Genomic DNA, 26,985 nt, shown 5'->3' on the forward strand with positions numbered 1-26,985 from the left:
GCCCGTATGGCTCTCGGCCCGGCAAGGGGGTATCGGTTATGGAGGAGAACCCTGCTGCATGGCGTCATTGGCAGAGTGCTCATCGATGATGGTCACCCGTTACCATGAGAAGGAAACGGGTGACTGGCAAAAGACGGTGCTGTCGGTGCTGTCCCGTCGACGTTCCTGTTTCTAATATTTATTATTAGCGAGAAACGAATCGTTTGACAAGTTCTCCGACCCGGTTGCTGGAACGATCACGGGGAATGATACCGCTTACATTTTTTCGGTAATCAAGGCACCTTCGTAGCCAAAGACATTCCGGACCTGGGAGTACTGCCAGACGGGGAGATCGGAGAAAACGACAATACACCTCCCGTCGAGCGTTTGAAACGTGTAGGGGACATTGATGGTACGCAGCACCTCCTTCACCCTCTTTTGTTCGCTCCAGGGGATGGCGTAGTAGATAGACTTGTGCATGTGACCACACTCCTTCCAAAAAGGTTGGGCAGCACGGCAGCTGAAAAGGTATCTATTCATAGAATATTCAGAAAAAATATCCTGGTGTACTATTTCTACGGGAAGGTGCCAAGATCATGCCTCTCCACCAAAAAAAGTTCCGCTTGGCGGATGTGCAGTGCCGGCTATAGTCGAGTGGAGAATCATGCGGTATGATGGAGTGAGATTGGAGAGGGGGAGGGATCTCATGCTGCGTCTCGAACAGCTGCGATATTTCGTCGCGACCGTGGAAAAAGGCAGCCTGAACAAGGCGGCCAAAGCCCTGTTCATCTCTCAGCCTGCCCTGACCAAACAGCTTGCCCAATTGGAAAAGCAGCTCTCCTGCGTCCTGTTTCACCGCCGCATGACGGGAATCGAACTGACCGAAGCGGGCCGGTTCTTCTATGACAGGGCGTGCCATATCCTGGAGCAGCTGGATCAGACGGTGGAGAGGATGAGAGAGTACGCTGCGGATACCCCGCTCAGAATCGGCGCCCTGCCCAGCATTGCAAACTGCTACCTGCCGGGAGCGGTCAGCCGCCTGCAGCGGGAGCAGCAAATCCGCGTCTCCATCCAAGTGCGCGACACCACGGCGGATCTGGTCAATTTGTTGGAGCAGGGGATGATTGATGTGGCCTTCGTGCAGGATTTGGGGGGACACCCCGAATTCGCCAGCCTGCCGCTGTTTCAGGAGCCGTATCTGGCCGTGCTGCCGGCTTCCCATCCGCTTGCTTCCCAGGAAACGATCGATTTTCGCGACTTGTGCCGGGAAAACATGATCCTGCACAAGGATCCCTGTGATATCCGCAGCAATTTCCGGAGGCATTGCAACAAGCTTGGCATTCAGCCGGTGATCGGGCTGGAAGTGGACTTTACCCACTCGCTGCAGACGTTTGTCGCCAAGGAATACGGCGTCACCTTTCTGCCGCGCATGGTGGCGGAACAGTTTCATGATCCGCAGATCGCCATCCGGAAGATCGGCGGGGAACCGTTTTACCGGACGCTTGATGTCCTGTATCAGCCCCGTTTTGAAAAAGAGGTACATGTCTTATGCGAAACAAGCGCGCCTGTCGTTTAAGGCGCGCTGTTTGCTGGGACGCGGTTCTTTTTCGCTTTCCGTTCACTCGCTATCTTTTGCCAGGTCTCCCAATTCAGCAGGATGATGCCGACGAGCACGGCCACGCCGCCCTGCAAGACCTCCACCGTCAGCGCTTCGTCAAGGAAAAGGGTGCCGTTCACCATGGCAAGCACCGGCGCCACATAGGTCCAGGTGGTGGGAAAGGTGGAATTGGTCTCTTTCACCAGCCAGTAGTAAATGGAGGAGGCGACGATGGAGACGACGATGGCCAGGTACAGGAGGGCCGTAACCGCCGTGAAGGTATAGGCGGCTGCGGAGACCTGTTCCGTAAAGAAGGAGATGAGCAGCAGGCCGAGGCTGCCGAAGACCGACTGATACCCGTTGAACACAAAGGGCGGAATCTTGCCCATCAGCTTGCGCGAACGGATGACGCCCAGCGAGAAGAACAGTTCGGACCCCATGATGGACAGCTTGCCGGCCAAGGCGGGCAGGCCCGCCGTTTCTCCTCCCAGGTTGTGGCTGACTAGCAGAGCCACGCCGCACAGACTGACCGCAAGCCCGAGGAAGAGATGCCAGCGGAAGCGGATCTCCCGCAGGACAAGGCCGAGGAACAGCGTGAAGATGGGGGCGGTGGCCACAAGCAGAGCCGCCGTGCCGGAGGAAACATGCTGCTCCGCCCAGAACAGCGAGGCAAACGGAATGGTGGTCATCAGAAAACCAAGCAGGGCGACCTCTGCATAGATCTTGACAGACAGGCGGGGCAGCTGCCGGCGAATGCCGAGGAAGGCCAGCACCAGCGCTCCGGCAATGAGAAAGCGCAGTCCCGCGAATTGAAACGGGGGGATTCCTTCCATCAGGCCGATTTTGATCATGAGATAGGAGGTGCCGAAGATCAGGCACATGACGACATATCCAAGCAGCATGGTGATCCACTTCCTTTCTGGTCCCCATCATACAGGGAAAGGGAACGGAAGCCGTACTTCCATTTGGGAAGAAGGGATATAACCGGGAGTTATAAAATGGGGTTTTCCCGCCGGTTCATGTAAAATGGAAACGGATGGATTCGCGGATATGAGGGAGGAGAGGGTAAAGATGCTCAACACACGGTTTTGCGAGCGTTTTTCCGTGGAACTGCCGCTGATCCAGGCAGGCATGGCGGGAAACATCACCACGCCGGAGATGGTTGCCGCCGTCTCGGAAGCGGGAGGGCTGGGCACGCTGGGAGCCGCCTACATGCAGCCGGATGCGATCCGGCAGGCGATTCGGGAGATCAAACGTTTGACCAGCAAGCCGTTTGCCGTCAATCTGCTGCTCTACCCGGAAGTGGAGCGGCCGGAGGTGACCCCGGCGTTCACAGAGTGGCTGAACGGCAGGAGAGCCGCCGTAGGACTGCCGGAATGGTCGGGAGAACTGCCGATGACGCCTGATGCCATTGCGGAGCGTTTCCGCATCCTGCTGGAAGAAGAGGTGCCGGTATTCAGCTTTGCGTTTTCGCTGCCGGGAGCGTTCGGGGAGGAAGCCCGCCGCGCCGGGATGAAGCTGATCGGCACGGCGACCACCCTGGAAGAGGCGCTTGCGTTGCAGGAAGCGGGTGTGGATGCGATCGTCGCCCAGGGCGGAGAGGCGGGCGGACACCGGGGAACGTTCCACGTGGGGGATCAGGGGGATGGCGCTTGTATCGGCACGCTGCCGCTGGTTGCCCTGTTGACCGAAGCCCTGCCGGATATGCCGATCATCGCCGCCGGCGGGATCATGGACGGACGCGGGATGATCGCGGCGCTTGCGCTGGGAGCGGATGCCGTCCAATTGGGCACGCGTTTTTTGGCCTGCAAGGAGAGCAGCGCCCATCCGGCCTACAAGGCGCGCCTGCTGGCGGCCAGGGAGACGGATACGGCTATCACGCGGGCCTTCTCCGGACGGCCGGCCCGCGGCGTGGACAACCGCTTCATGCAGACGCAGCGAGAAGCCGGCGTTTCCCCGCTGCCGTTTCCGGTGCAGAATCGGCTGACCGGGGAGATCCGGGCCGCCGCCGCGCGGCAAAACGACAGTGAGAACATGACCCTGTGGGCCGGGCAGGGAGTCGCCATGCTGCGGGAGGAGGAATCCGCTGCCGAGATCGTGGCGAAGCTCATCCGGGAAGCGGAACGGGCGGCGGCCCGCATCGCGTTGCTGTGCCCCGGGAGTAGCCGGAGGTGAGGCGCCATCGATTTTCGCCTTTTGCAAACCTTCGTGATTGCGGCGTCGACTGAGAACTTCCATCAGACCGCAGAAGCCCTGTACATCGCCCAGCCGACGGTCAGCCAGCACATCCGGCAGCTGGAGCGGGAATTGGGGATCTCCCTGTTCGTGCGGACGGGCAAGCGGGTGAAGCTGACCCCCGCCGGGATGCGCTTTCTGCCGCACGCCAAAAAACTGCTGGAAGAATGGCACCGCGGCCTGGAGGATCTGCACGCCTGGCGGCAGGGGTATACGGACAAACTGCAGATAGCGGCTTCCCCGACGATCGCCCGCACGACCCTCCCGCATCTGATCCACCGCTACACGAAGATGTATCCGGATGTGGACATCTCCATCCGCATTGTGGAATCGGTGGAGGTTGGCCCGCTGGTGCAGAACGGACAGGCCGATCTCGGGTTGTCGCGGATCCTGCCGGGCGAATTCCAGGTGACGTCCCATCTCCTGTATGAAGATCCGGTCGTGTTCGCTGTGCCGCACAGCGGCGGGGACATGGACGCACCGCTGCCGGACTGGGAGCAGGAGCTGACCACCCACAGGCTGTTGACCCACAACCATCCGGGATATTGGGACGAACTGCTCCTGATGCTGCGGCAGCGCGGATATTCCCTGCGCACGATGGTGGTTACCCAGACCGACATCGCCAAACGGTTCATTGAGGAAGGATTGGGCGTCTCCTTTTTGCCCCGATCCGCCATCAGCCGCGATCTGTTTGAAAACCGGTTCATCGAACTGGACACCCCGGGATTGCCGCTGCCCAAGGTGGCGTCCTATCTGGTCCTGCCCAGGCTGAATGTTTCGGAGACGGCAGAGCGGTTTGTGGAAATTTTGACTGCACTCTATCCAGGCATCTCTTAATTACGTTTTGTAATTAAATTGGTGTTTTCATTCTATTTCCCTTCTCATTTTTCCGTTGCTATACTTATAACAGCGTATACAGAGAATGGAACGTAGGGAGGGAATGGATATGAGTGGAAACATCGTGGCGATCGGGCTGGAAGGCATCGTCGTTGCGGAGACGGACCTCAGCCTGGTTGACGGACAGAACGGACTCCTGGTTTATCGCGGACACTGGGCACGCGATCTGGCGATTCATCATACGTTTGAAGAAGTGGCCCATCTGTTGTGGTACGGACATTTGCCAAACGAGCAGGAACTCGGCAGGCTGAAGGATGCGCTGAAAGCGAACCGCGCCCTCCCCGCCCACGTGAAGGCCGCCATCGACGCGATTCCGGCCGACGTGGACATGATGAGCGTGCTGCGCTCCGGCGTTTCTCTCCTGGGGGAGAGCGGGCATGGCTGGCCTCCGACGCTGGATCAGGTGATCGCGCTCACAGCCAAGCTGCCGACGATCGTCGCCTACCGCAAAGCTCGTCTGGACGGCCGCACCCCGCTTGAACCGCGCGCCGATCTCGATCATACCGCCAACTATCTCTACATGCTGAAAGGGGAAGAGCCGAATCCGGCGCATGTGCGGGCCCTTGATGCGTATCTGATCCTGACACAGGAGCACGGGCTGAACGCATCCACCTTTACCGCCCGTGTGATTGCCTCGACGCAGTCCGACCTGATCTCGGCCATTACCGGCGCCATCGGTTCGCTGAAAGGGCCGCTCCACGGCGGGGCGCCGTCAGAGGTGACCGAGATGATCGAAGCGATCGGCACCAAGGAGAACGCCGAACCGTGGATCCGGGCGAAGCTCGAAAAAGGCGAGCGCTTGATGGGCTTCGGCCACCGCATCTACAAAACGATCGATCCGCGCGCTAAGGCATTGAGCGTCGTCGCTGCCGAGCTGTCGGCCGGCGATCCGTGGTTTGATCTGGCGACCCATGTGGAGAAAGTGGGCATGCAGCTCCTGGAAGAGTACAAACCGGGACGCAAGCTGCACACCAATGTGGAATTTTTCGCCGCAGCCGTGATGCGCGCCGTCGGTCTTGCCGATGAACTGTTTACCCCGACGTTTGCCGTCAGCCGGGTGGTGGGCTGGTCCGCACACGTGCTGGAGCAGGCGAAAAACAACCGGATTATCCGTCCGCAATCCAACTACACCGGCAGCATGCCCGAATAAAAGCCGATATGATGCGGTTTGATGAACCGCAGCGAACCAGCATGACAAGCCTTCACCGGCGGAATTTCCGCCAGTGGGGGCTTTTTGCTTGAACGGGTCGTCAAGAGAGCGAGCAGGAACCATTACCATCGACAGACTTTGCCTGCGCACGGGGGTAAAAATCCTTCCCTTTTTTTCTTATAATAGTGAGGTAGCAACAAAATTCTTAGGGAGACGAAGGGGAAAAAAACTATGCAGTACGTGGTTGAAGTACATAGAAAAAAATGGCTCGGTCTTGCCCTCTTCGCGGTGGCAGCCGTGGCGGGGTTGTTCTGGGCGAAGTGGGAGCCGTATTATCACAAAGCCATGACGGTTGCGGAGAAACACACGTTGGGGAATCCCATTGTCACCACGCTCTCCGGGGAAGCTGCCCCATCCTGGGATTTGGCGCTCACGTATGCGTCGGCTTACTTTTTGGCGATTTGGAAAGCCATGCTGGTGGCCCTGATATTGGCGTCCCTGATGAAGGTCGTTATCCCAAAAAACTGGATGCAGCGAGTGGTCGGACAAGATGGCTATTTGAGCACGCTGAAAGGCGGATTTCTCGCGCTGCCCGCGATGATGTGCACGTGCTGCGCAGCCCCCGTTGTCGCGGCAATGAGGCAAAAAAACAGTTCGGTTGGTGCCGCAGTCGCCTTTTGGTTGGGGAACACGGCACTGAACCCGGCCGTTTTGGTGTTTATGTTTTTTGTGCTTGGCTGGAAATTTACGCTGCTGCGTTTGGTTGTGGGAGTCATTTTCGTATTTGGACTCAGCTATATCGCCAATCGGATTGCGAAAAATGTTCAGGTTGACAGCAGCCTTCTTGTTGACGAAACAGAAGAAGCCGGTGCTCATCCCTTTGTGGAATGGGTAAAAACGTTTGTAAAATTGGCAATCACCATCATTCCCGTTCACTTTGCAACCGTTCTTGTTCTTGGGGCGGCGCAAGCGTGGCTGTTCCCGTCTGCCGGAGCGGCAGAGATGAACAGCGTGTGGCTGATTGTGGCGATGGCCATTGTGGGTACATTCTTTGTGATTCCTACAGCGGCTGAAATTGCCATCGCGGCAGCAGTTCTTTCTTCCGGCCTTGGAACCGGTCCGGCGGCAGCGCTCATGGTTACGCTGCCTGTTGTAAGTCTTCCCGCCATATTCATGTTGCGAAAAGCTTTTCCCGCCAAAGTTATCGCCTTTTTAACGGTGAGCGTCATGATGATCGGCATCCTGGCCGGCTTGGTGGCAACGGCATTCTAAGCGGGTGGAAGAGAGGGAGAATCGATGAGCATGGCGGACGCGCAGGAGCGGGTCGCCGCTTTTGTCAGGCAGCACCGGCTGGAGGTCGCGATCCAGGATCGCCTGCTTGATCTGGTGTCGGAAGTAGGGGAATTGAGCAAAGAGGTATTGAAAGGAACCGCGTACGGCCGCAAGCCGTTTGTGCCGGGGGATGATTGGGCGGAAGAGTGGGGGGATGTGTTTTTCTCCCTGCTCTGTGTCGCCAACAGCACAGGGGTTGATGCGGAGAAGGCGCTGTCCGCCGTGCTGGACAAGTACCGCGACCGGCTGGCACAGCGCGGTGAGATCAGTTCCGGCCGCTGATGGCGAAAAAAGGTGGAACCGGGGACATGGCCCCGGTTCCTTTTTTGATCTATCCAACCAGAATCCTTACAACAATACCAAACCCATGGCCTGCTTGACGCGCAGCAGCACTTTCTCCGCCTCGGCCGCAGCCTTTTCCGCTCCGTCCCGCAGGATCTTGTCCAGTTCCGCCGGATCGTCCAGCTCGCGGAAGCGCTGCTGGATTTTGCCCAGCTTGTCGCTCATCACTTCCACCAGATCCTTTTTCAGATCGCCGTATCCGCGCCCTTGATAGCGCTCTACCAGCGCATCGACCGGTTCGTCGGCAAACAGGCTGTAGATCGTCAGCAGGTTGGAGACGCCCGGTTTGTTCTCCGGATCGAAGCGGATTTCGTTTTCCGTGTCGGTGACCGCCCGCATGATTTTTTTGCGGAAGACGTCGGGACTCTCGAGAATGGCGATGCGGCTTGCTTCGCTTTCAGCCGATTTGGACATCTTCTTCTCGGGGTTGTCGAGCGCCATGATGCGTGCGCCGAACTCCTGGATATGCGGCTCCGGAATGACAAAGGTTTCCCCAAACCGTTTGTTGAAGCGTTCCGCGATGTCGCGGGTCAGCTCGATGTGCTGCTTCTGGTCTTCCCCGACCGGCACATGGGTGGTGTCATAGAGCAGAATATCCGCCGCCATCAGCACCGGATAGGTGAACAGGCCGACCTGCACATTGGCCTTGCCTTCCGACTTGTCCTTGTACTGGGTCATGCGGTTCAGCTCTCCCATATAGGAAGCACACTGCAGCAGCCAGCCCAGTTCGGCGTGCTGGCGCACATGGGACTGGATAAAGATCGTGGCCTTGGCCGGATCGACCCCGCAGGCGAGATACAGCTGGGCGATTTCGCGGGATGCTCTGCGCAGCGCGTCCGGGTCCTGCGGGACGGTCAGGGCATGCAGGTCAACGACGCAGTAATAGGCGGTCGCGTCATGCTGCAGCTCCACGAACTGCTTGATGGCGCCGAGGTAGTTGCCGATTGTCAGGTTGCCGGATGGTTGTACGCCGGAAAAAATACGTTTCATCAGTTGTTCCTCCATCTATCTGATGTATTGCTTTCTCCCCAAGACAGGTCGATCGGTTGCTATCCCTCTATTCTACTCCAAAATGGGCATGCAAAAAAGTGATGCCCCCAACAGGCAGACATCACTTTTTGGTCAGAGAAGAAAGTTTAAGTTCTTTAAAGTGATAAAGTGACGGAGAAAGAAAGGTTGGGGGCCCCGCCCGGCGCAGCGATAGCTCAAGCCGGGCGGGTTTTTTTCTGGTTCGGGCCGATCAGATGACGACCCGCGCCAGTCCGATGCAGATCAGGAGAACGGGCGGCAGCCAGGACAGCCTGGTAACCCAGCGGAACTTTTCCAGGCGGCTGCCCACCACGCTGCCGCCAAAGAGGAGAAGGGCGCTCGTAATGGCAACGCTGCCGGATACGAGCAGCGGGGAGAACCCGAATAGCGTCAGGCTCAGTCCGGCCCCAAAGGCGTCAAGAGAGAGGGCGAACCCGAGCATGACGGCCTCCCACCCGGCGATATGGCCGGATTTGTCCGCATCGGCCCGGGCGGGGTCCTTCAAAATCTGGATGATATGGCCAAACAGGTGGATTTGGGTGATCGGCTGATTCCCGTCGACGGACGACGCTCTCGGTCCTTCCCCGCTGTCGGGCTGTTTCCAGAGGCGCCACAGCGTAAAGATCCCGATCAGGATCAGAATGCTCGAGCCGAGCCATTTGCCCGCATCGGGAGAGATCCAGCCTGTCAGGGAACCGCCTACCGTCATCACGACGTAGACGACGGCAAACGAGCAGCACCCGATCACCACCAAAGAATGAAACGGCATGCGCAGTTTGCGCAGGCCGTAGGTCATGCCGACACCGAAGCCGTCCAGACTGATCGCAATGGAAACCAGGAAGAGCGCAAGCAGGTCGCTCAAGCAGATACCCCCTTCGTTCCAATTGACTCCAATATATGAGCAAGGCCCATCCATTGTGCGTACAGACAAGGGGGAGACGAATTTCCAATCATTCCCGAAACTTTTCATGTTTCGGTTCGTACATACATAACAGAATGGCGAAAAAATCCTGAGGAGGATTGTGGATATGTCACTCTTTAAAAGACTGCGCGATCTCACCCTGGCCAATCTCTATGCCTTGATCGAAAGTGCGGAAGATCCGATTAAAATGACCGACCAATACCTGCGCGACATGCAGGAGGATCTGGAGGAGGCCGAGAAAGCCGTAGCCGCCCAGATCGCGCTGGAGAAAAAGTTCAAGCAGCTGTATGAAGAGCAGGAAGCATTGGTGAAGAAGCGCGACGAGCAAGCGCACATCGCCGCCCAGGCCAAGAACATCGACCTGGCCCGCCGCGCCCTGGAAGAGAAGAAAGCGGCCGAGCAGAAGATGGCGGAATACAAGGCAAGCTACGAGCAAAACAAGGCGGCCGCCGACAACCTGCGCGACAAGCTGGAAGAGATGCGCAAGCAGATTACCGAGCTGAAAAACAGGCGGGAAACGCTGGTTGCCCGCGTCAACGCCGCCCGCGCCCAGAAAAACATCAACAAGTCGATGGCCGGTTTCAATGCCGATACCGCGATGGCCGGGCTGAAACGGATGGAGGAGAAGGCGCTCCAGCTGGAAGCGGAAGCGGAGGCGAGCGGCGAGATTTACAAAAAGCAGGCTTCTCTCGATGAAGAGATCGCCAAGCTGAACAGGGACAAGGCCGTGGAAGATGAGCTGGCAGAACTGATGAAGAAATACGAGGGGTAAGCGTGTGGCGCGCCCCCTCTTCTTTCTTGCAAGAACGAAAGTTTCGTTACAATAAGCGCTGAAGCGGCGGAAAAAGGGTTGGGGCCCCGCCCGGCGCAGTTTGTCCGGGGTCCCCGAAAAGCACTCGGAATAAGCTGCGAAGGCCAGCGTCACTTTTTGGGGGAAAGCAAAGGCCGGGTGGGCTATTTTGAGAGGAGAGTATGTCGATGACGCTGCACAATGTGTTGGCCATGCTGGTCTGGACCGGCGCGGGCATTATCGTGTTATTCATTTTGATGTGGCTGGATTCCTTGTTTACCAAATACAAAGACATGGCGGAGATCAGGAAGGGCAACGTGGCGGTCACCACCCGCTTCGTGATGAAGCTGTTTGCCCAGGGATATATCCTGTCCCAGTCCATCGCCAAGTCGGACGATTTGTGGATGGCCCTGCTGGCTTCCGTGGTCTCCTTCATCATCCTGTTCGTGATCGAAGCGATCGCCGAGCTGCTGTTGAAGGTGGCGGCGGGGATCGACCTGAACCAGGGCACGCAGCAGGGGCAGGTGGCCTATGCGCTGCTGGCGGGCTCCTTCCATGTGGTGGGAGCGCTTGTACTGGCCGCTTGTCTGTAATACATGAACATCCACGCAGCAGGAGGATCCGAGGATGAGCCTTTTGAAACGAGTCGCCAATCTGTTTAAGAAACCGGAGCCGCCGAAGCCGGAAAAAAGCATATTGACCGTCGGACCGGGCGATGTGGTGGAGGTGTCGCTGGTCACGTACCAGGTGACGGGCCGGACAAGACATTCGCACCGCAACGCCGCCTTGTTAACCTTGCAGGATGGCAATCAGATCCGCTATCTGCACATCGAAGAGCGGGAGAGGACCGAATACGAACTGTATACCCCGATAGACGGCCGGCTGGATTCGTTCGATGAAGTGCCGACGACCATCGAGCTGGAAGGGACGTTTTATCACCTGGAGGAACAGTATTCCGGACAGGTGAGCGTCGCAGGCAAAACCCCGTTTCCGGCGGCCGGGGAGCAGTATGTGTGGCAGTTCCAATCGGACGATCGCAAGCTGCTCAGAATCGAGTGGCAGGACGGCCGCTTCATGCTGTATGAGGGCGAGTTCGTCCTCCCCGCCGATGTGCAGGTGCTGCGCGGAACGTAGGAGTGAAACCAATGCGAATCAACTGGCGTACAGCGCTGCACAGCATCATGGCAATCGTGTTGTCCGTGACGGTGCTGGCGGGGTGCGGAGCCAATCTGGCCGCCGCCAATTACCCGCTGGAATCGGTTACGCAGGACGGCGACCAGCTCTCGCGCGTCTACCGCGCCGAGAACAAGACGGTTCCCGAAGTGGCCCACGAGCTGGCGGATCAGAAGACGCCGCAGGAGATGTCCAAGGAAGATCCGGACCGCATGTTCCTGGTCTATCCGGACGAGTTGTACCACCTGCAGAAGGACCCGAACAAGCCGGCCGACACGCTGATCGAAGTGGACAACCGGGAGTTTGTGCGGCAGAACTACGACTCGTCATTTTTGCAGGGATACCTGCTCGCCAGCGTGCTGGATGATCTGTTCGACTCCATGAAAGGTCATCATGGCAAGTACCGCGGGTATTCCACCCGGGACGTGTACAGACCGGTTGTCGTCTACCATGCACCAACCGCCAAGGAGAAGAAGCAGTACCCGCCGATCACCAAAGAGGGCGTCGGCTCCATTATCAAACGATCTTCGTCCGGCAGCGGGGCAGGCACGTCGCTCGGATCGGACGGCAGCCTGACGAAAAAAGAGAAGGGAACCACCGATTCGGGGGGCTTCTTCGGCAAAATCTTCCGCTCGTCGGACAGCCCGAGTTCCGGCGGCAGCGACAGCGGAGGCTCCCTGTTCTCCCGGCCGAAGAGCAAATCTCCCCCCAAGACCCGCGTCGGCGGATTTGGACGTTTGACGAAGCGAAGATGAAAGCGCAGCCGTATCATGAAAACATCCCCTCCCGGCAAACAGGAAAGGATGCGCTCCTTCCCGTTTGCAAGGAGGGGATGTTCGCTATCGGAGGTGCCTGTCGGAAAAGCGGCATTTATTTGACTTCTCTGTCTCAAGACTTACCCCAAAACCGTGCTCGGGCTGGTATCCGTCCCCTCATCCATTCGGTAAGATCAAACTATCCCGGAATGAAACGAGTGGAAGAAGTGAGCACGAAAGATGAGCTGCCCAACCACGTATGATCAACTCTATCGCCGATACTACCCGAATATGACCCGCTATTTCCGCCGTCGGACGAACAGCCCCTGGGACGCGGAGGATTTGACCGCCACCGTGTTCACCAAGGCGCTCTCCCGGCTGGAACAGTACAACAGCCAATATCCATTCGGTTCCTGGCTGTACGCGATCGCCCGCAACACGCTAACGGATTATCTGCGGAAGAAGCGGGATCTGCCGGCGGAAGCGGAATGGTTTCACGCTTCTTTGGCAGATGAGGATGCCAATCCGGAAGAGACGTTGCTGAAAAACGAAGAGTTTGATGCCGTCTGGCAGCAAGCGCGGACGCTTACGCCTGACCAATACCAGGTGCTTTCCCTGCGCTATCGGGCGGAGATGAGCATGAAGGAAATCGCCCGGAAGATAGGCAAGCCGGAATCGACGGTCAAGGTGATCCATCACCGGGCGCTTAAGCAGTTACGGAAGCGGCTGAAAAAACATGCCTAAAGGGGGGAGGCTCCGTCCGGGGGCCGAAGCGGCGTCGAGCCCCCGACGGTTTCCCGCCACAGCCGAATCCTCTACAATGTCAATGGATTGACGAAAAACAATGGGAGGAACTCTCATGGACAACAACGGAGTCAAAGTGATCACGCATGCCAGCGCCTTTTTCGCCCCCATCCTGGTGCCGATCATCGTCTGGCTGCTGGTCTCGGACAGAAGCACCAAAAGCATGGCCCTGCAGGCGCTTCTCTTCCATGTAATGATGTCCATCCTGATCGGCATCTCATGGCTCTTTTCCTGAATATTGATCGGGATTCCGTTCCTGATCGTCTTTGGCCTCATGGCGATCTGGTATCCGATTAAAGGAATTCTCTATTCCCTCAACGGCCGCCCGTTTCGCTACCCCATCGTCGGGGCGCTGGTCGGGTAAAACCGGCCGTCCAGCCAAAATAGGAGAACCTCCCTTGTTTCCTTTGGAAACAAAGGAGGTTCTTTTTGTGGGGAAAAAAGGGAGATTAGCGGACCGGACTGCTTTTCAACTGCTGCAGGCAGTTCTCCAGCGCGGCCAGCTCCTCCTCGGTGAGCGGCCGCTTATGATAGCGGTGCCGCTGGTAGAAATCCGTTATTTTTGCGACGAGCGAGACGCGCTGTTCGTCAAGCCAGACGGATTGCACCCGCAGCATGAATTCGCGGCTGGTTTCATCCTTGCGCATGGGAAGACCCTGTGCGGCCATGTAGCGCAGGAACTGGGAGTAGACATAGCGGGCTTTGTCGTCTTGGTGACCGAACCATTGACCGAACATGTCTCGTATGCGGCTGCCATGAGCGTTCCCGCTGCCGCTCGCGGGCCGCTCCAGCCTGCTGACGGCTGTCTCCGGGGACGCTGCCTGCAGGTGAACCGTCTGTTCGGTCGGACGATGGCGGCGCTGCCACATTTTCCAACCCAACCATGCGGCAAAGGCCGCGATCACGGCGGCGGCCAGGTAAGGCTCCAGCCGTTCAAACAAAGAGGGGCCGCTAGCGATGTCGCCGGCGTCGATGGTTGTTCCCGCTTCCCCGCCGCTGCCCGTAACCAGGTCAATCCGTTTGTCTTTGGCCAACGTTCTGGCAAGCTGCGTGATCCACCGTTCAATCATGCGCAAAAGCGGGGCGGCCAAGCTGTACAGGAACGGCCCGACGAGCGCTTTCACCCACGCCCAGAGGAAGGCCCCGAGGAAAAAAAGGGCGCTGGCCAGGGCGACATACCCCCCCAACACCACCAGCTTCGCCTGCCCCAATTCAAGAGCAAAGCGCCAGCGAAGCGCCGGGGCTACCGAAATCCCCACTGGCTTCTCCCTCGTCAGGAACTCCCCCCAGCTGCACACCAGAAAAGTGAGGAGCAGGGCCGCGAGCATGCCGAACAGCGGAATGATCGAAGGATTGCCCTTGGTTACCGACACGATGATCGTCTGATAGATGAGGCAGCCCAAAAAAGACAAGACGGCCAGAGCGAAGCGGCGCATGAGATCAAAATGGTAGATGCGGATCGTCACGATCGTATGAATGCGCCAGAAATATCCCCCTGCCAGCAGAATGGCGGCCAGCCATGAATCAAACATCAGAAAGCTGGCGACGCCTGCGGCCAGGATCACGGGATACAGCAGGAGATGAACCGTCATGCTGTGGCCGCCGCCTTGATAAAGCCAGCCGCCGAATGCAAGGAGCAGCATGGCGATCACGGTAAAGCCGAACATGGCTGCAAAAGTGGCCGGCAGATACCCGAACAAGGTGAGCAGACCGGCAGCCAGATATGCCTCCAGCACAAAGGCGGTGGTCCATCGCCACAGGGCGGTGCGGATCTGCATCAGGCAAGCCCTCCTTTCTGTGCGGCGAGCGGCACGACAGGCCGGCAGACAGGCGTCTTCCCGGACACATCGAGCACCAGGACGGCATGGCCGCGGACGACCAACCGCTGCAGCGCTTCTTCGATGCCGGCGTCGATCCGGGGCGAGACAACCAGAATCGCCTCTTTTTCCCGGCTGTGCTCCAGCCGGCGAAGCAGGGCCGGAAGCGATGTCGGTATGTGCTGATTCAACCGCACGAGCTGCGTCATGGCCTGGACATGATGCGTCTTGCCGCTGCCTTTTGGCAGTTGAAAGCAGTCTTTGCCGCGGAAGCGGACGTTCAGCAGCAGCTCGTAGGCCAGTCCACTCCGGCGGCAGCGGGTCCCCACAGCGGCGAGACAGGAGATGGTGCGTTCGTTCACTTCATCGTTGTACCGCTGCAGAAGCGGTTCGTAGGAGGGCAGGATATGCCCCACGACACGCCAGCTGGAGCGGGCGGTAAATTCGAATTGGCGGGTTTGCAGCGAACCGGTTTTGGCGCTTGCTTTCCAATCGATCGCTTTCAGCCGGTCCCCGGAGGCATACGGACGCAATCCCCGCAGGAACGTAGGATCATCCTGCAGCCGCTGCAGCGACAAGCGGCTGCCGACCGGTTCCACGTCCCCCAGCGAGAAGTCGGGCAATGGCAGCGGCATCGGATAAACCAGAAGGGAAAACGGCAGCGGCAGATCGACCTTGCAGGCTTCGTCTCCGAACAGATCGATCATGTCGCCGGTTACCTCGCTCAGCCAAACCACGCCCCGCTGCTCCGGGATCAAGGTCAGGAGGCGAACGGCCTGCGAACGGCGCGGAATGCTGAGCCACAGCTGGACAACCGTCTGTTTCTGCCTCACCTGCACGTCATCGGCCCCTTCCACCCGGACGTGCTCCGGCAGCGAGAACTGCAGCCGTGTCAGCGGCAGCGGCATCCAGGAACGGTTCGTCAGCGTCAGGCGAATGTGGACCGGTGTCCCTGGCATGACCCGTGTCTGATCGGCTTCCCAGGAGAGGGAGAGGTAAGCGGGCAGCCGTCTCACCCACCAGCGGTGCAGCCCGTCCAGCAGAAAGAAGATGCCGCCAAACAGCCACAGGAACCAACTGCCCGAGATCAGTCCGAAAAAGAGAACCAAACTTCCTAAGAGGGTGTACGTTTGTCGGGTGCTCAACATCTAGCGAACGCCCTCTTCCACGGGAGTCGGCACGCTGCGCAGGATCTCATTCACCACTTCCGCCTCCGTCACATGCAGCTCCGCCTCCAGGGAGAGCTGCAGACGGTGGGTGAACAGCGCGGGCACAACCTGTTTCACGTCATCGGGCAGCACATAGCCGCGTCCCGCGATATAGGCGAGGGCCTGCGCAGAACGGACAAGGGCGAGCATAGCGCGCGGGCTGATTCCGACCTCTACGGCCTTATGCGCGCGGCTTGCCTCCGTCAGGTCGATCACGTACTCTTCCACGGCTTCGCTGACATGGATCTCCTGCACCTCTCTTTGCATTGCGGCGATCTCGTCGATGCTCACCACCGGTTCGATCCGGGCAAGCGGCGAGTCCCCGCGGAAACGGCGCAGGATCTCCCGGGCATCGTCACGGGTGCCGTACCCGAGGGACAGCCGCAGGAGAAAGCGGTCGAGCTGCGCCTCCGGGAGCGGGTAGGTGCCTTCCGACTCGATCGGGTTTTGGGTGGCGATCACAAAAAAGACGGCGGGCAGCGGCAGCGTCACCCCTTCGATGGTGGCTTGGCGCTCTTCCATACATTCCAACAGGCCGGACTGGGTGCGGGGAGTGGCCCGGTTGATCTCGTCGGCCAGCAGCACGTTGGTGAAGACGGGGCCGCGTCGCAGCTCGAATGCGCTGGTTTGCGGATTGAAATAGTGGAGACCGACCACATCGGACGGCAGCAGATCGGAGGTAAACTGCAGGCGGTGGAATGTTCCCCCGATCGCCTGGGCAAGCGTTTTGGCCAGCATGGTTTTGCCCATTCCCGGCAGATCCTCCAGGAGCACGTGGCTGCGGGCGAGGAGGGCCGCGACGAGCAGGCGGATCTGTTCCTCCTTGCCCACCATGACCCGGCTTACGGTTTCAATCAAGAGTTGGGTTTTGGATGGCGACATACCATTACTCCTTTATCCAAAAAATGTTTTTTACCGATATCTGGTATTATGTCACATTTGGACAAAATTTTCGCAGTTTTCTTGCTGCTCCTCCAAAAAAGAGAACCATGGCAGCAGGATGCCGGCAAGGGATGTCAGGCAGATGACGAAGCCGATGACGGCATAGATCGGGCGGACGCCCCAGCTCTCGGCCCAGAAGCCCGAGAGCAGGATTCCGAGCGGCATGGCGGTGCGGATGATCAGGAGCCGGACGGAGAGCACGCGCCCCAACAGCTCACTCGGCACCATGCGTTGGTACAGGCTTGTGCTGTGCACGTGAAAAAAGGGGGCCGCGACACCGGCCACCACTTCTGTCAGGATAGCCAACCCGATATGGTGGATGCCGGCGAGCGCGATAAAGGTAAGGCCGCCGAAAAAAAGGGAACCCAGCATGATCCATCGGCACCTGCGAAGTTCCCGCGTCCTGCCGATCAGCAGGGAGCCTAGCGCATAGCCGCATGGATAGCCGGCCACAAACAATCCGTACTGAAAGGAATCGCCGTGCAGGTCATCGGTCACGTAGGCAGGATTCAGCACCATCGCCGCTCCGACGGCAAACTGGACGAAGGAAAGGAAAATCCCCAGCCACAGGAGAACGCGCTGGCGTCGAAAGTAGCGCATGCCCGCCGTGAACTGCCTCACCCAGGATTCCTTGGCGTCGGCCTTGTCAGCCGTATCGTCCTCGCAAACAAGCAAAAATGCCCCGCTTGCCAGGTAGGCAATACAGACCGCACCGATCGTGGCCCCGGTGCCACAGGCGGCGAGCGCCAAACCGCCCAGCGGAGGACCGACCACCATCATCAGCCGCACGGTACCGTCCATGGCGGCATTGGCGGAGGGCAGTTGTTCTTTTGGCACGATCGTGGGGAGAAAAGCCAGACTGGATGGAACGTAGAACGGCTGAATCAAGCCGTTGATCAGCGAGACAAGATGGAGATGCCAAATCTCCAGGCGGCCCAGCGAGAGCATCAACAGCGGCAGCAGAAAGGCCGCCCCCCTTGCCCATTGGGAACAGATCATCACCCGCCGCCGGTTCCAGCGGTCGAGATATGGACCTGCGGCAAGCTGCACCAGCAGGGAGGGGAGAAAGTAGGTCATCAGCATGCTGCCCAATGCCGCTTCCGAGCCGGTCAGCTGATACGCCAGCCAGGAATTCGTCAGGGAGCCAATGCTGCCGCCGATCTCGGAAACGGTCTCTCCGCTCCACACGGCCAGAAAAGAGCGGTTGCGCCAAAGGGAGTCAGTCTTCCGCCTCATCCGCGCAAGCCTCCTTTTTTCTCCAAATAATGCTGCAGTTCGCCCGCGAGCAGACCCAGGGTTTGGGGCTTCAACCGATAGCTTGTCCCGGCCGTTTCCACCAGTTGGGCGGAGCGGAGCATGGAGAGGTGATGATGGATCGTCGACTTGGAGAGAGCCAGCTTCTCTGTCAGCTCCTGCAGCGTCATCTCCCGTTCGGACAAGAGCTTGATCATGCGCATCCGGTGCTCGTCACCCAGGGCTTTGAATCGCTGCACGAGGGAAAGCGGGGGACGGTACGGGTCGGTCCCTTCGTCCAGGCTGTCATCGGCGACGGGGTAGTAGAAGATTTTCGTCCGGACGGCATCGGCCTGGATGTTCCAGGGCCGATAGACACAATGGGGAACAAGCAGCACCCGTGTCACCTCGGGCTCGGGCGGATAGGCGAGCCCGCCGGTCGCCCATTCGACGAACGCCTCGGGTGCCAGGCTGGCCAGCATACCGCGCTTCCGTTCCACATCCCTGTGAAGAATGGCCGTGAGTCGCTCCTCCGCAGGGGCGATATGGACCCGATGCCAACCGGCCATCAGGGTGGTCAGGTGTCTCTTCAACCTCTCCGTATCCGCCTCGCAAATATACCGGATATAGGCGGGGAAGAACTTGTGGTCCCGGCACCGATCGATCAGGTGCCTCACCGCCTTTCGATCGCCATCCGCTGCGCTCTGCCGCCTCTCTTCCTGGGACATGCCCAGAAATGGAAGGCTTTCATAGCGCAGCCTGCGGGCGTCAAGGGAGCTGACATAGTCGAGAAAGTCCGCCAGGTCGGCAAACGGCCGTGCGTGCAAAAGCTGCAGCAGCGTTTTCCAGGTATTGTGCTCTTGGGCATGCCGAAACTCCCGGCGTTCTTCATCCGTCAGACGGGAGACAAGCTCTTCCCAGCAGGAAGGGGGCTGTTCCAGCGTGGGATGGATCTCCGGATAGGTTGCAGCGGCGATGCCCAGCGCGCATTCAAACAGGGGAGAAACGGCAAGCTCCACCGTGTAGGTGCTGCGTCCGTGGGACATATCGAGCAGTTTCATGGAACCAACTCCGATCATTACCGTTTTTTGTAATTCTATATTATTCAAATATAATATTCCATATTTTTCGAACTGAGAGTGAAGCTTTATCCGTGCCCGGCATCTCCAGAAGCGGATTCCATGCCGTATGAAGCGACATGGCACCGGTAAGGACGCAGTCGTTCAACAGCTCATGCGATAAATGTCCACAGAGAAAACGAAACAAGCTGACGCCGGTTGAATACCGACGACAGCTTGCAGCCTAGGTGTTTTTTTCAGTGTTCACGAAATGGGGGCATGACCACTAACGGCCGGGTTTTCTTATTGTCTACAAAATGGGGACTTGACCACATTACCCTGGGGCAGTTTTATCTGCTGACGCTACTTCACTGCCTTCCGCAGCGCCTGATCCAGATCATCCAGAATATCCTCGATGGCTTCCGTACCGACTGACAGCCGGATCATTTCGGGAGTTACCCCGGCAAGGCGCAGTTCCTCTTCGGTCATCTGCGAATGGGTCGTGCTGGCCGGATGGATGATCAGCGATTTGGAGTCACCCACGTTTGCCAGATGGGAGAAGAGCTGTACCGATTCGATCAGCTTGCGGCCTTCCTGCACGCCGCCCTTGATGCCGAAGGTGAGGATCGCTCCCTGCCCCTTCGGCAGGTATTTTTGCGCCAGTTGATACTGGGAGTCGCCTTCCAGGCCCGGATAGTTGACCCATTCCACCAGGGGATGCCCGGCGAGGAATTTGGCGACGGCCAGCGCATTCTGGCTGTGGCGTTCCATACGCAGATGCAGCGTTTCCAGCCCCTGCAGGAACAGGAAGGCGTTGAACGGCGAGACCGCTGCGCCGATGTCACGCTGCAGCTGGACACGAGCTTTGATGATGTAGGCGAGGTTCCCCACCGCTTCGGAATAAACCACGCCGTGATAGCTGGGATCCGGGGTCGTCAGGCCGGGGAACTTGCCGTTGTTCCAGTCGAATTTGCCGGAGTCGACGATAATGCCGCCGATGGAGGTTCCGTGTCCGCCGATGAACTTGGTGGTGGAGTGAACCACGATGTCCGCGCCGTGTTCAAACGGACGGCAGAGGATCGGAGAGGCAAACGTATTGTCTACGATCAACGGGATGCCATGTTCGTGGGCAATCGCCGCAATCGCCTCGAGGTCGGCCACGTCGATGCGCGGGTTGCCGATGGTCTCGCAAAACACGGCCTTGGTCTTCTCGTTGATTTTCGCACGGAAATTTTCCGGGTTGGATTGGTCGACAAAATGGACGGTGATTCCCAGTTTGGGCAGGGTGTGATAGAAGAGGTTGTATGTGCCGCCATAGAGACTGGAGGAAGAAACGATCTCGTCTCCGGCCTGCGCGATGTTCAGCAGCGCAAAGGTAATGGCCGCCTGGCCGGATGCGGTGGCAAGCGCACCCACACCGCCTTCCAGGAGGGCGACACGCTTTTCAAACACGTCCTGGGTCGGATTCATGATCCGTGTGTAAATATTGCCGAACTCTCTCAGGCCAAACAGGTTGGCGGCGTGCTCCGTATCGCGGAACACATACGAAGTCGTCTGATAAATCGGTACCGCGCGCGACCCGGTAGCCGGATCGGGTTCCTGCCCCCCATGCAGGGCGATTGTTTCCAGTCTCCATGCTTGGTTTTCCGCCATCATCATCTCTCCCTTTCATAAATGTCGGTTGAAATCAGAAAAGCCTTCTTCTGAGGAGAAGAAGGCGCGTATACCCTGTCACGCAGGCTCATCTCTCAGAATCGGATCGATTCTGCAGGAATTGGCACCTTGCATCTTTTCATGCCGGTTGCCGGGTTTCATCGGGCCAGTCCCTCCACCACTCTCGATGATGCGTATGAAGTTATTCATAATTGTACGAAAGTTCCGTCTGATCGTCAATCATTATTTCCGAGTAATGCGATGAGAATTGTGAAAATCGTGCTGGGGACACCGTGTTGGCTGTAGCGGCCGGGCATTTTGGCGCTGCCGATCCGGCGGCGGGCGAGAAAAAAAGAGTGGGAAAGGGAGGTATGGGACATACGTTCCATTTTTTTACAATAAAATTGAGGAGTTAGACCCAGATGCCGAATTTTTCGGAGTCCGTCCGGCAGGAGTGATTCCCGAAAACACAGGTAATGACGCCATTTTTGATGGGAAACGCATATGGGTCCTTTCGGAAAAGGCGGCAATCGTTGTCGAAAAATTCGATTAAAAAGGACTATTTGCGTTTTTTCTAATTTGTCTCCATATGGTATAATTTTCCTTGTACAGTAGATCGGCTCCTCAAGGGTGGTCGGCTCATCCCCGATCGAAAGGGGGTGGGGCTATGACAGTATATGAGTCGATATCAGTGATGATTGCTTTTGCCATGCTGATAGTGGCGATACTGTCCTTCCCTAAAAAGAAGTAGATCACCCTTGAACACTTCCATCCAGGTGATCCACAACATCGCGATATGAGCCGCCCCCTTGTGGGGAACGCCTATTGTACAGAACCGCAGGTGTTGCCGCACCTGCGGTCATTACTTTTTTACCTTATGGGAAAACGCATCAACGTATTCCATTTTACCATGATTGTTCCAACAAATCTACAGAAAATCGTTAATTCCGCGCATAAATCGGGTTTTTCAGCAGCCAGCGATGGTAAACGTATTCGACAATGCCGAGCAGCAGGGCGACGAGCAGCGCGCCATCCAGCGGCACCCGGGCACCCGGAAACGCAGCGGCGCTTAACCAGAGAACCGCAGCAGCTACCAAGATGTCCAGCACGGTCATGAGCCATAGCGTTCCTGTTCGCAGCCATACTTTCTCCATCGCATGCTGCGCGACGGCCAGCGCGAGTCCTGTCAGGATCGGCTGCAGATAAGACGGATAGAAGACGCTTCCGATCAGGTAATCCCCCAGCAGCACGGCTGCGGGGATCAGTATCAGTTTCCACAGCAATCGGGTCAAGCAAACCCCTCCTCCAACATTCTCCTTTCTAATGTTGGCTGATTTGCCGGTTCCTATCACAGCAATTAGAAAATCGCCTTCCCATGTGATATGATGGATCAGATGGCACATGAGGCGGACAGCACCGTAGAGAGAGGAGCGGCGCGATATGGAGACGTACGTGAAGGAAATCATGCCGGAAGAAGTGATGGAAAAGCTGGCGAAAGGGGAAGCGATCCAGCTGATCGATGTGCGTGAGGTAGAGGAGTGGCATGCCGGCCACATCCCGCAGGCGAAGCTGATTCCGCTCGGCACGCTGCCTGTGCGGATCGATGAACTGGACAAAGAGACGCCGATCATCATGGTGTGCCGCAGCGGCGCGCGCAGCCACCGGGCGACGGAATACCTGACGATGTTGGGATTTGATGCCGCCAATATGGTCGGCGGCATGCTGGCATGGCCGGGTGAAATCGAAAGATAACGGGAAAGCGCGGCATCAGAAAGGCTGGTGCCTTTTTCCATACAGGAGGAATGATGGGATGAAGCGGGGAGTGTGGGTGCTGTTCTTCTGCCTGCTCCTCCTGGCGGCCGGGTGCGGGAAAACCGAAAGCCAGGGGCCGATTTCCCTAATCGGGACAAGCGACGGATATTCAGCCGCGCTTGCGATAGCGCCGGGCAGCGTAGGCCCGAACACATTTACCGTGACCTTGAAAGACCAACAGCATCAGACGGTCACCGGCGGCAGGGCGACGCTGTATTTCGCAATGGCCGGGATGGAACACGGCAAAAGCGAACTGGCGCTTGCTTCCCAACCGGATGGCACCTGGAAGGGGGAAGGCCCTCACCTGATGATGGGGGGCAAATGGCAGCTCCGGTTGGTCTGGGCGGACGAGCAGGGGAAAAGCCGCTCGTTTGCCTATGAGATCGATTTGGCGCAGTGAGAGGAGAGAAGGAGATTGCAACAAGATCGGGTTCAGACGGCCGGCCAACCCCCATTCTGGCGCCGCCACTGGCTGGCGCTGCTGGTCGGTTTGATCGGGTTGGCTGCGGCGGGATCGCTGCTCTTTGCCTACTGGCAGAGCAAGCAGATTCCGGTGATCAAGCGGATGGATGATTTCACGCTGGAAAAACTGGACGGCACACCGTTTCATCTGCGGGATACGGATGGAAAGGTGAGGCTGGTTTCCTTCATTTTCACCCATTGTCCGGATGTGTGTCCGGCGACCACCTTCTATATGGCCAAAATGCAGGAGGAGCTGAAGGCCAAAGGATTGTACGGCAAGGATGTCGTCTTTTTGACGATCACGTTCGATCCGGAGCGCGATACCCCGGAAGTCCTGCAAAAGTATGCCGAGCAGTTTCATGCGGATCAGAGCGGCTGGTATTTTCTGCGCGGGGATGAGGCGACCGTCGCGCAGGTCACGAAAGCGTTCGGCATCGGTGTGCTGAAACAGCCGGATGGCTCCTACCTGCATACGATGCGTACATTCATCCTGGACAAGGAGCGGAACTTGCGCGTGATGCACGGCATGGGGGCGGAGATGGATCCGGATGCCGTCACGCGCGATCTGGAGCAGCTCGCCGACGAGTAGGCCATGCATGCTGCGCCCTTTGCGGAAGCGGATGGAGAATACCTTGTCCGTTGCGGCCGCGAAGGTGATTGATACATATACTTCGAAACGGCGGTTTCCCATTGGGGATGGGAGACAGGGGATGCTGTCGCAGGCAGGATGAACAGGAAGAGGCAGGCCGTCATCGCCAGGCGAGTGCCTCTTTCCTTTACGCAAGGTGGATCAGGAAGCCGCAGAGACCGCCGGCGAGAACCAGCCAGGCGGAGTTGATGGAATAGCGGAAGAGCAGCAAGAAGCTGGCCAAGCCGATGAGAACGGTCGGCCCGTCGACCAGCGCCGTGCTCCCCAGCCGGACGGTGACGAGCGCCATCAGGGAGACGGAGGCGGCATTCACGCCGTCCAGCAGCGGGCCGGTCCAGGGGGACTGGCGCAGTCTGGGTAGCCATGGCGCGGTCAGGGCAACGAACAGAAAGGCCGGAAGAAAGATGGCGAGCGTCGCCAGCAGCGCCCCCGGAATCCCGGCGATCAGATAACCGACGAAGGTGGCTGTGGTAAAGAGCGGGCCCGGGGTAAATTGGCCGATCGCGACCGCGTCAAGCAGCTGCCGGGCGGTCAGGACGCCCCAGCGGTCGACGAAGTCCGCCTGCAAAAAGGCGATCAGCACATAGCCGCTGCCATACAGGACGGAGCCGATCTTCAGGAAGAGCCAGAACAGTTTGCCCAGCGCAGCGGGAGCCTGCTCCGTCCCTGCCGACAGCATGACCGGAGAGAGAAGAGGCGGCAGGGCAAAAAGACGGCTGCGTAGCCGCTGCCGGTTGGCTGCAAGCATCACGAACAGGCCGGATAACAGAAGCAGCAGCAGCTCGTTTACCCCCAGCGCCCCCAACGGGATGGAGGCGGCCGCCGCGATGATCGTCAACCGGTTCTTGCATGCAGTCGATTTGAGATTCCATAATGCCTGCAGGATCACCGCGATGATGACGGGCTTGATGCCATACAGGACAGACGCCGTCTGCGGCAGGTAGCCGTAGCGGGTATAGAGAACCGCCAGCATGAGCACAATCAGCATCGCGGGCAGGATAAAGCAGGTTCCGGCCAGCAGCAGGCCGAGCCATCCGGCACGCTTCAGACCTAGGTGAATCGCCAGTTCCGTCGAGTTGGGGCCGGGAATCAGGTTCGCGGCGCCCAGGAGATCCATGAAGGTTTCGCGATCCACCCACTTGCGCCTGCGGACAAACTCTTCTTCCATCATGGCCGTGTGGGCGGCGGGGCCCCCGAACGCAACGGTTCCCAGTTTCAGGAAGGAGAGGGCGATTTCCTTCAGACGTTTGGCTTGGGCTTGATCGGGCAGCATACGGTCCACTCCTTCACGGATGCGTTCATTCCAAAGATACCACAGGAAGGTTGGCCATGAACAACGGTTTGCCAAGATTGGCAAGACCAAGGAAACGAATGCAATCATCTGTGTTACAATAGAAGAAGGGTTTTTGAACGGCATTTATCCGGTTGCGGAAAAACAGGAGGGTTTCGATTGAGTGAAGTAAGAATTTTTGCCATGGGCGGATTGGGAGAAATCGGGAAAAACATGTACTGCGTCGAGGTGGAGGACGAGATCGTCATCATCGACTGCGGGGTCAAGTTTCCGGAAGATGAGATGTTTGGCGTTGATCTCGTGATCCCGGATATCTCCTATCTCATCGACAACCAGCATAAGATCAAGGCGATGGTGCTGACGCACGGTCACGAAGACCATATCGGCGGGATTCCCTATGTCCTGAAACAGATCAAGACGCCGATCTACGGAGGCAGGCTGACCCTGGGGCTGGTCAGGGCGAAGCTGGAAGAGCACCGCATGCAAAACGAGGTCGACCTGATCACGGTCAACGAGGATACGGTCATTCCGTTCCGGCACATGCAGGTATCGTTTTTCCGCACCAACCACAGCATTCCGGACTCCTACGGGATCGTGATCGACACGCCGGAAGGAATGGTCGTGCATACAGGCGATTTCAAGTTTGACATGACGCCGGTGGGAGCGACCACCGAATACGCCAAGCTGGCCCGCATCGGCAGCGGGGATGTGCTGGCGCTGCTCTCGGACAGCACCAACGCCGAGCGTCCCGGTTTTACCATGTCGGAGCGAACGGTCGGCGAAGGGATCATGGAGGTGGTGTCCCAGGCCAAAGGGCGCATCATCCTGGCGACGTTCGCTTCCAACGTCCACCGTCTCCAGCAGGTGGTGGATGCGGCGATGGCGTGCAACCGCAAAGTGGCGGTGATCGGGCGCAGCATGGAGAAAGCGTTTCTCATCGGGCAGGAGCTGGGGTATATCCAGATGCCGGAGGGCATGCTGATCGATATCAAGACGATCGACAATTATGCAGACAATCAGGTGCTGATCATTTGCACCGGCAGCCAGGGGGAACCGATGGCGGCGCTGACCCGGATCGCGTCCGGCTCCCACCGCAATGTCCAGATCTATCCGGACGATACCGTCATCATCTCGGCATCGCCGATCCCGGGCAATACGGTCAATGTCTACCGGACGATCGACAAGCTTTTCCGCGCCGGGGCCAATGTGATCCACGGTTCCGTTTTTGACATCCATGCTTCGGGGCACGGCAGCAGCGAAGAGCTGAAGCTGATGCTCAACTTCGTTCGCCCGCGCTATTTCATGCCGATCCATGGCGAGTACCGGATGCTGAAAACGCACGCCAGGCTGGCGGCGCAGGTGGGGATTGACGAGAAGAACATCTTCGTGCTGGACAACGGGGATGTGCTCTGCTGTACCCGGGAGAGGGCCCATCTGGAGAAGGTGCCCGCCGGCATTGTCTTGATTGACGGCAGCGGCATTGGCGACGTCGGCAACATCGTCCTGCGCGACCGCAAGCATCTGGCGGAAGACGGGCTGATGGTCGTGGTCGTCAGCGTCGATATGAAAAATTTCAAGATCCTGACGGGGCCGGACATCGTCAGCAGGGGCTTTGTCTATGTGCGCGGATCGGAATCGCTGATCCAGGAAGCGACCGAGCGGGTGCGGGCGAAGCTGACGGAAGCGCTTGACCGGAAGATCAAGGAATGGAGCGAACTGAAGGCGCAGATCAACGAGGTGCTGAAGCCGTTCATCTATGAGAAAACAGGCCGCAACCCGATGATTTTGACCATCCTGATGGAAGTGTGACACGCGCTGGAGGCAGAGGCGTTTTCTGCCATGAAGTGCATGCGGG

28 protein-coding genes, 1 pseudogene and 1 riboswitch are annotated in these 26,985 nt (G+C 58.3%); of the genes and pseudogenes, 17 read left to right on the plus strand and 12 right to left on the minus strand.

The genetic code is table 11. From position 1 onward, the window contains the following. Positions 1–255: 255 nt before the first annotated feature. Positions 256–459 carry a hypothetical protein gene (locus tag G3578_RS12450; protein WP_165213133.1) on the minus strand — a complete coding sequence of 68 codons (204 nt, stop codon included), beginning with the start codon at positions 457–459 and terminating at the stop codon, positions 256–258. A 226-nt stretch (positions 460–685) separates the two neighbouring features. Between G3578_RS12450 and G3578_RS12455 the strand changes: the two genes are divergently transcribed. Then, complete coding sequence (locus G3578_RS12455; protein WP_165213135.1) at positions 686–1,555, plus strand: LysR family transcriptional regulator; 870 nt, start codon at positions 686–688, stop codon at positions 1,553–1,555. Here the strand turns inward: G3578_RS12455 and G3578_RS12460 are convergent. Continuing rightward, positions 1,552–2,478: a DMT family transporter gene (locus tag G3578_RS12460; protein ID WP_165213137.1), complete on the minus strand. Its 927-nt coding sequence runs from the start codon at positions 2,476–2,478 to the stop codon at positions 1,552–1,554. The genes G3578_RS12455 and G3578_RS12460 overlap by 4 nt on opposite strands. A gap of 169 nt (positions 2,479–2,647) precedes the next feature. Between G3578_RS12460 and G3578_RS12465 the strand changes: the two genes are divergently transcribed. From G3578_RS12465 to G3578_RS12485, 5 genes are all read left to right on the plus strand, one after another. After that, positions 2,648–3,751: an NAD(P)H-dependent flavin oxidoreductase gene (locus G3578_RS12465; RefSeq protein WP_165213139.1), complete on the plus strand. Its 1,104-nt coding sequence runs from the start codon at positions 2,648–2,650 to the stop codon at positions 3,749–3,751. A 6-nt stretch (positions 3,752–3,757) separates the two neighbouring features. After that, positions 3,758–4,648 carry a LysR substrate-binding domain-containing protein gene (locus G3578_RS12470; protein WP_165213322.1) on the plus strand — a complete coding sequence of 297 codons (891 nt, stop codon included), beginning with the start codon at positions 3,758–3,760 and terminating at the stop codon, positions 4,646–4,648. A 109-nt stretch (positions 4,649–4,757) separates the two neighbouring features. Then, on the plus strand, positions 4,758–5,858 hold the full coding sequence (locus tag G3578_RS12475; protein ID WP_165213141.1) for a citrate synthase/methylcitrate synthase: 1,101 nt from the start codon (positions 4,758–4,760) through the stop codon (positions 5,856–5,858). A 345-nt stretch (positions 5,859–6,203) separates the two neighbouring features. Next, positions 6,204–7,130: a permease gene (locus G3578_RS12480; protein WP_241254603.1), complete on the plus strand. Its 927-nt coding sequence runs from the start codon at positions 6,204–6,206 to the stop codon at positions 7,128–7,130. 24 nt (positions 7,131–7,154) lie between these two features. Next, complete coding sequence (locus tag G3578_RS12485; RefSeq protein ID WP_206529662.1) at positions 7,155–7,472, plus strand: MazG nucleotide pyrophosphohydrolase domain-containing protein; 318 nt, start codon at positions 7,155–7,157, stop codon at positions 7,470–7,472. Between the two features lie 66 nt (positions 7,473–7,538). Here the strand turns inward: G3578_RS12485 and trpS are convergent, their stop codons facing one another. Together trpS and ytaF are read right to left on the minus strand one after the other, a co-directional pair. Beyond that, positions 7,539–8,522: a tryptophan--tRNA ligase gene (gene trpS, locus G3578_RS12490; protein WP_165213145.1), complete on the minus strand. Its 984-nt coding sequence runs from the start codon at positions 8,520–8,522 to the stop codon at positions 7,539–7,541. 250 nt (positions 8,523–8,772) lie between these two features. After that, positions 8,773–9,423: a sporulation membrane protein YtaF gene (gene ytaF / locus G3578_RS12495; protein ID WP_165213147.1), complete on the minus strand. Its 651-nt coding sequence runs from the start codon at positions 9,421–9,423 to the stop codon at positions 8,773–8,775. A 166-nt stretch (positions 9,424–9,589) separates the two neighbouring features. Between ytaF and G3578_RS12500 the strand changes: the two genes are divergently transcribed. From G3578_RS12500 to G3578_RS12525, 6 genes and pseudogenes are all read left to right on the plus strand, one after another. Beyond that, positions 9,590–10,255: a PspA/IM30 family protein gene (locus tag G3578_RS12500; protein ID WP_165213149.1), complete on the plus strand. Its 666-nt coding sequence runs from the start codon at positions 9,590–9,592 to the stop codon at positions 10,253–10,255. A gap of 206 nt (positions 10,256–10,461) precedes the next feature. Then, positions 10,462–10,866, plus strand: a complete 405-nt coding sequence (locus tag G3578_RS12505; RefSeq protein ID WP_165213151.1) for a DUF350 domain-containing protein — start codon at positions 10,462–10,464, stop codon at positions 10,864–10,866. A 34-nt stretch (positions 10,867–10,900) separates the two neighbouring features. Beyond that, a complete protein-coding gene (locus tag G3578_RS12510) occupies positions 10,901–11,407 on the plus strand; it encodes a DUF4178 domain-containing protein (RefSeq protein ID WP_165213153.1) in 507 nt (168 codons plus the stop codon). 11 nt (positions 11,408–11,418) lie between these two features. After that, positions 11,419–12,201, plus strand: a complete 783-nt coding sequence (locus G3578_RS12515) for a DUF4247 domain-containing protein (protein ID WP_165213155.1) — start codon at positions 11,419–11,421, stop codon at positions 12,199–12,201. Positions 12,202–12,441: 240 nt separating this feature from the next. Then, positions 12,442–12,945, plus strand: coding sequence for an RNA polymerase sigma factor (locus G3578_RS12520; protein WP_165213157.1), 504 nt, complete (start codon positions 12,442–12,444; stop codon positions 12,943–12,945). 115 nt (positions 12,946–13,060) lie between these two features. After that, positions 13,061–13,369: pseudogene (locus G3578_RS12525) on the plus strand (magnetosome magnetite crystal formation protein family). A gap of 85 nt (positions 13,370–13,454) precedes the next feature. On the opposite strand, the gene G3578_RS12530 reads toward G3578_RS12525, so the two are convergent. From G3578_RS12530 to G3578_RS12555, 6 genes are all read right to left on the minus strand, one after another. Continuing rightward, complete coding sequence (locus tag G3578_RS12530) at positions 13,455–14,783, minus strand: DUF4129 domain-containing protein (protein WP_165213159.1); 1,329 nt, start codon at positions 14,781–14,783, stop codon at positions 13,455–13,457. Further along, positions 14,783–15,970, minus strand: coding sequence for a DUF58 domain-containing protein (locus tag G3578_RS12535; protein WP_165213161.1), 1,188 nt, complete (start codon positions 15,968–15,970; stop codon positions 14,783–14,785). Before G3578_RS12535 ends, G3578_RS12530 begins: the two co-directional genes overlap by 1 nt. Then, the gene (locus G3578_RS12540) at positions 15,971–16,912 is read right to left on the minus strand and encodes an AAA family ATPase (protein WP_165213163.1); all 942 of its coding nucleotides are present in this window, start codon (positions 16,910–16,912) and stop codon (positions 15,971–15,973) included. Positions 16,913–16,963: 51 nt separating this feature from the next. Further along, positions 16,964–18,208, minus strand: a complete 1,245-nt coding sequence (locus tag G3578_RS12545) for an MFS transporter (RefSeq protein WP_165213165.1) — start codon at positions 18,206–18,208, stop codon at positions 16,964–16,966. Next, positions 18,205–19,266 carry an ArsR/SmtB family transcription factor gene (locus tag G3578_RS12550; RefSeq protein WP_165213167.1) on the minus strand — a complete coding sequence of 354 codons (1,062 nt, stop codon included), beginning with the start codon at positions 19,264–19,266 and terminating at the stop codon, positions 18,205–18,207. Before G3578_RS12550 ends, G3578_RS12545 begins: the two co-directional genes overlap by 4 nt. 360 nt (positions 19,267–19,626) lie before the next feature. Beyond that, the gene (locus G3578_RS12555) at positions 19,627–20,916 is read right to left on the minus strand and encodes a homocysteine synthase (protein ID WP_165213169.1); all 1,290 of its coding nucleotides are present in this window, start codon (positions 20,914–20,916) and stop codon (positions 19,627–19,629) included. A gap of 85 nt (positions 20,917–21,001) precedes the next feature. Further along, a riboswitch (SAM riboswitch) is annotated at positions 21,002–21,110 on the minus strand. 473 nt (positions 21,111–21,583) lie between these two features. Between G3578_RS12555 and G3578_RS21395 the strand changes: the two genes are divergently transcribed. After that, positions 21,584–21,667: a putative holin-like toxin gene (locus G3578_RS21395; protein WP_481752742.1), complete on the plus strand. Its 84-nt coding sequence runs from the start codon at positions 21,584–21,586 to the stop codon at positions 21,665–21,667. A 190-nt stretch (positions 21,668–21,857) separates the two neighbouring features. Here the strand turns inward: G3578_RS21395 and G3578_RS12560 are convergent, their stop codons facing one another. Next, positions 21,858–22,208 carry a DUF2512 family protein gene (locus G3578_RS12560; RefSeq protein ID WP_165213171.1) on the minus strand — a complete coding sequence of 117 codons (351 nt, stop codon included), beginning with the start codon at positions 22,206–22,208 and terminating at the stop codon, positions 21,858–21,860. 148 nt (positions 22,209–22,356) lie between these two features. On the opposite strand from G3578_RS12560, the gene G3578_RS12565 reads away from it, so the two are divergent. Genes G3578_RS12565 through G3578_RS12575 form a run of 3 tightly spaced genes read left to right on the plus strand, consistent with a single transcriptional unit; the run spans position 22,357 to position 23,779 of the window. After that, positions 22,357–22,668, plus strand: coding sequence for a rhodanese-like domain-containing protein (locus G3578_RS12565; RefSeq protein ID WP_165213173.1), 312 nt, complete (start codon positions 22,357–22,359; stop codon positions 22,666–22,668). Positions 22,669–22,726: 58 nt separating this feature from the next. Further along, complete coding sequence (locus tag G3578_RS12570) at positions 22,727–23,128, plus strand: FixH family protein (protein WP_165213175.1); 402 nt, start codon at positions 22,727–22,729, stop codon at positions 23,126–23,128. A 15-nt stretch (positions 23,129–23,143) separates the two neighbouring features. Continuing rightward, the gene (locus G3578_RS12575) at positions 23,144–23,779 is read left to right on the plus strand and encodes an SCO family protein (RefSeq protein WP_165213177.1); all 636 of its coding nucleotides are present in this window, start codon (positions 23,144–23,146) and stop codon (positions 23,777–23,779) included. A 187-nt stretch (positions 23,780–23,966) separates the two neighbouring features. On the opposite strand, the gene chrA is transcribed toward G3578_RS12575, so the two are convergent. Then, a complete protein-coding gene (chrA, locus tag G3578_RS12580; RefSeq protein WP_165213179.1) occupies positions 23,967–25,112 on the minus strand; it encodes a chromate efflux transporter in 1,146 nt (381 codons plus the stop codon). Between the two features lie 177 nt (positions 25,113–25,289). On the opposite strand from chrA, the gene rnjA reads away from it, so the two are divergent. Next, positions 25,290–26,939 (plus strand): ribonuclease J1, encoded by a 1,650-nt coding sequence (gene rnjA / locus G3578_RS12585; RefSeq protein WP_277603145.1) that lies wholly within the window; start codon positions 25,290–25,292, stop codon positions 26,937–26,939. Positions 26,940–26,985 lie beyond the last annotated feature (46 nt).

The organism is Brevibacillus sp. SYP-B805 (genome assembly GCF_011059135.1).
Taxonomy (GTDB): Bacteria; Bacillota; Bacilli; order Brevibacillales; family Brevibacillaceae; genus Brevibacillus_F.